The organism is Aminobacter sp. P4_H6_2 (assembly GCF_056400805.1).
This window is the reverse complement of record NZ_JBFUKO010000552.1, coordinates 1-3,604: the sequence shown is the minus strand read 5'-3', so window position 1 is coordinate 3,604 and position 3,604 is coordinate 1. Positions and strand designations below refer to the sequence as shown.

Sequence of the window (3,604 nt, the reverse complement as noted above, 5' to 3'; positions counted from 1 at the left end):
GCCTTGCGCAGCTGACGGTAGACGCCGTCCTGAATTGTCGAACGTGACGATACGGGTTCCAGGAATTCGACGTTCATTCGTCTTCCTCTTTGATCAAACGATGAATGAGCACATAACATAGAAAAAGCGCCGCGCCGTATCAATTCGGCCGCGACGTTTGCGCGCTTGCTTGCGTTGCTACCAATCGACCTGCTGGCCTATGCCTTGTGCAAGCGCGTTTCTTACGGCGCGGTGCGCGGCCGCGGCATCTTCGACGGCAATGCCGAGCGACTTGAAGACGGTCAGTTCGGAAGGGGATRTCCTGCCAGGGTGCAAGCCGGCAAGCACCTCGCCGAGTTCGGCACGGACATGGTCGGCACCGATGACGCCTCTTTCGAGGGGCTGCAAAAGCTCGCCACATTCCGCCGCCGCCTGGCTGCGCGAATCGACGAAGAAGGTAGAAGCAACGACGATGTCGTCGCCGAGTTCGCGCGCTGTGCGGTTGCTGGAGCCGACGGCGTTGATGTGGCAGCCTGGTTTGAGCCAGCTAAGCTCGATGATAGGTTCTTTCGAGCCGGTCAGGGTGCAGACCACATCGGCTTCGGCGACTGCGTCCCTTGGGCTAGCGGCCATCTCGGCCCCGTTTGCCTTGGCAAGCGCCCCGAGCTTGTCTCGTGATCGGCCCCATAGGATGAAGCGCGCGTCGGGAATAACATGGCGCAGCGCCTCGATGTGCGTCGCTGCCTGCGTTCCGGTGCCAAGGATGGCGACTGTTTTCGCGTTCGGCCTGGCCAGTGCGGCTGTCGCCACAGCCGAGGTCGCAGCGGTGCGACGCGCGGTGATTTCCGTGGCATCGAGGACAGCGCGGAGCTGGCCGGTATCGCCGTCATTCAGCAGCACCGCGCCCTGATGGTTGTCGAGGCCGCGCCTGTGGTTGTCATGCGCAACGAGCACGTCTTTGAGGCACCACATCTTCTCCCCGCCGGCGCGCGAAAACACCGGCATCAGCCCCATCAGCACTTCGCCAGGTCCAGGGTTGAGCTGGTGGCGTGGAAACAGCTGGTACTTGCCCTGGGCAAAATCCAAAAGCGCATCGCTCATCGCGTCGATGCAATCGGCCATGGGCAAAGCTAGGGCGACTGCCTGCTGGTTCAGAATGAGCATGAGTCCCGGCTCCATTGTCGGCGACAGGTGTGGAATTGTCGCGGTGGATCACAATCCCTGTCGACGGTCCTGCCATCTGGCTTGTGCGATGGCAACAGAAGGGGCTGCAGCGGCAAAGCTGCGGAAGGGCAGCGCGCGCGGCGAGGCCTGTGGGATCGGCAATTCGTCTAGCGGTTTGCCCAACGCGGCGTTGGCCAACACCTCGCCGAGCATCGCCGTCAACGCTATGCCTCGTCCGTTGCAGCCGATGCCGCCGATGAAGCGCGGACCGAATTCATAGACATGAGGCAGGAAATCGGTCGTCATGGCAGCCGTGCCGCGCCAGACGCTTTCAACTGCGGGAAGTCGCGGTAGACCGAGCTCGGCCTGCAATCGCCTTGCGATCATCGCGGCCATGCGCGGTTCGGCACCCACAGGCAGCACCGACATGCCGCCACTGATCAGGCGGTTGTCGCGGTCGAGCCTGAAGGTGAAGAGATTGGCGCGTGTGTCGGCAACTGGGTTTCGGCTGGGCGAAATGCGCCGCACGGTGACCTCGTCGAGCGGGGCGGTGGCGATCTGGTAGACGCGCAGCGGCACGACGATTCGGCCTAAACGGCGCGCTGCGCCTTGCTCCGAGGCATTGGTGCACAGCAAAACGATATCCGCAATGAGTGTGCTTTGACCGCTGGTCAGCCGCCACCCTTTGCCAGACCGTTCAACGGCCTGGACAGGCGCGCGCTCGTGGATAGAGGCGCCGGCCTTGATGGCAGCGCTCGCCAATCCGTAGGCGTAGTTGAGCGGATGCAGCGTGCCGCCGCTCTCGTCGATGAGGGCGCCAGCGTTATGCTTGAGGCTTGCGCGGCGGTGCGCTTCGACAGCGTCGAGCATACGCACGGGGCGGCCAAGGGATTGCCATGCCCGGGCCCTGTTTTCGAGCACATCAAGCATCTTTTCCGAATGCGCGACATGCATCCAGCCGACCTGCTCGGCATCGCAACTTATGCCGTTTTCGCGGATAGTAGCGTAGACGCTGTCAGCGCCTTCGCCGATCATCTCGAGCAGCCTGTGGCCGCGCTCTTCGCCAAGCTTGGCAACTACGGCCGTCGGGTCAGCCTTGGCGAAATTCGGGACCACAAACCCGGCATTGAGCCCGCTCGCCCCGCTGCCGATCGTTTCGGCCTCAAGCACGGCGACGCGGGCGCCACGCCGGGCAAGATGCAGCGCAGCTGTAAGTCCGGTGAAACCGGCGCCGATGATGGCGACATCGACTTTGCTTGTGTCACACAGTGGCTGAGTGACCGGTGCCGGATTGGCGGTCTTCCACCACACAGTGCGCATGTACTGGCGGGGCGCGGTTTGTGCGGTGCTCATAATGTCTCGAATTCCGGTAGGCAAAAGGCGGTTACAGGAGGAACTGGACCGCTAAAGGCTGCGATCTCGATCAAACAGGTCTGGGCGCTGCAGCCTTGCGATAGGCCTGATGCCGGCACATCGAGCGTCAGGACGTTCGGATTGCCGTGTTTTTCGAGCCCGGTGACGGGGTCGGGATCGAACCAGGCGCCGGTGTTGAGCCGGGCAACGCCGGGCATGATGTCGTCGGTGATTGTCACGGCCGCGAGGCAGCGGCCACGATGGTTGAACAGTTCTACGATCTGGCCTTCGGACAGGCCACGTTGCGCGGCATCGGTAGTGTTCATGTAGACCAACTCGCGGCCGTGGGACTTGCCGCCGACGCTATGCGGGCTGGCGTCGAGTTGGCTGTGCAACCTGCGGGCTGGCTGATCGGTCAAAAGGTGCAGCGGATATGTGACCGCGAGTTCGGCGCCCAGCCATTCGGCCGGCGCCAACCATGTGGCATGGCCGGGGCAATCCTCCAGTTCGAAACCGGCAATTCGCTGCGAGAAGATCTCGATCCTGCCCGACGGCGTGCCGAGCGGCTTCTTCTCCGGATCGGCGACAAAATCGGCTAGCATGGTGACGGGGTGGTCGAGCGGGGTGAGGTCGATCAGTCCTTCGCGCCAGAACGTCTCGAAATCGGGCAGTTCGAGCCCGCGCTCGCGATTGACGACACGGCTTTCCTCATAGAGCCGCGACAGCCAGCCGGCGGCGTCCAGCCCTTCCGAAAATGTCTCGCCGCAGCCGAGTCTGTCGGCCAGGTCGGCGAAGATCGCATAATCATCGCGAGCTTCACCTGCGGCTGGCACCGCTTGCTTCATAGCCACGAAAAACGCCTCGCGCGTCGCCGAGCCGATGTCGTCGCGCTCCAGTGAAATCGTGGCCGGTAAAACGATGTCGGCGCGCTTGGCGGTTGGCGTCCAGTACTGCTCGTTGACGACGACGGTGGCGGGCTTCTGCCAGGCTGTGAGCAGGCGGTTGAGGTCCTGGTGATGGTGGAACGGATTGCCGCCGGCCCAGTAGACCAGGTGGATGTCGGGATATTTATGCGTCTTGCCGTTGTAGGTGAAGGGCGCACCGGGAT

3 protein-coding genes are annotated in these 3,604 nt (G+C 63.0%); all 3 read right to left on the bottom strand.

Going from position 1 to position 3,604, the window contains the following annotated elements:
- Positions 1–177 precede the first annotated feature (177 nt).
- Positions 178–1,143, bottom strand: a complete 966-nt coding sequence (locus AC1DUU_RS26360) for an ornithine cyclodeaminase family protein (protein ID WP_476786314.1) — start codon at positions 1,141–1,143, stop codon at positions 178–180.
- A 48-nt stretch (positions 1,144–1,191) separates the two neighbouring features.
- Positions 1,192–2,496: an NAD(P)/FAD-dependent oxidoreductase gene (locus tag AC1DUU_RS26355; protein WP_476786313.1), complete on the bottom strand. Its 1,305-nt coding sequence runs from the start codon at positions 2,494–2,496 to the stop codon at positions 1,192–1,194.
- Positions 2,493–3,604: molybdopterin-dependent oxidoreductase (locus tag AC1DUU_RS26350; RefSeq protein WP_476786312.1), on the bottom strand; the 1,112-nt coding region annotated here is incomplete at its 5' end. The genes AC1DUU_RS26350 and AC1DUU_RS26355, both read right to left, overlap by 4 nt.

Excerpts from the sequence above, each read along its gene's own strand:
- AC1DUU_RS26355 (WP_476786313.1), bottom strand. The coding sequence starts at position 2,496 with ATGAGCACCGCACAAACCGCGCCCCGCCAGTACATGCGCACTGTGTGG.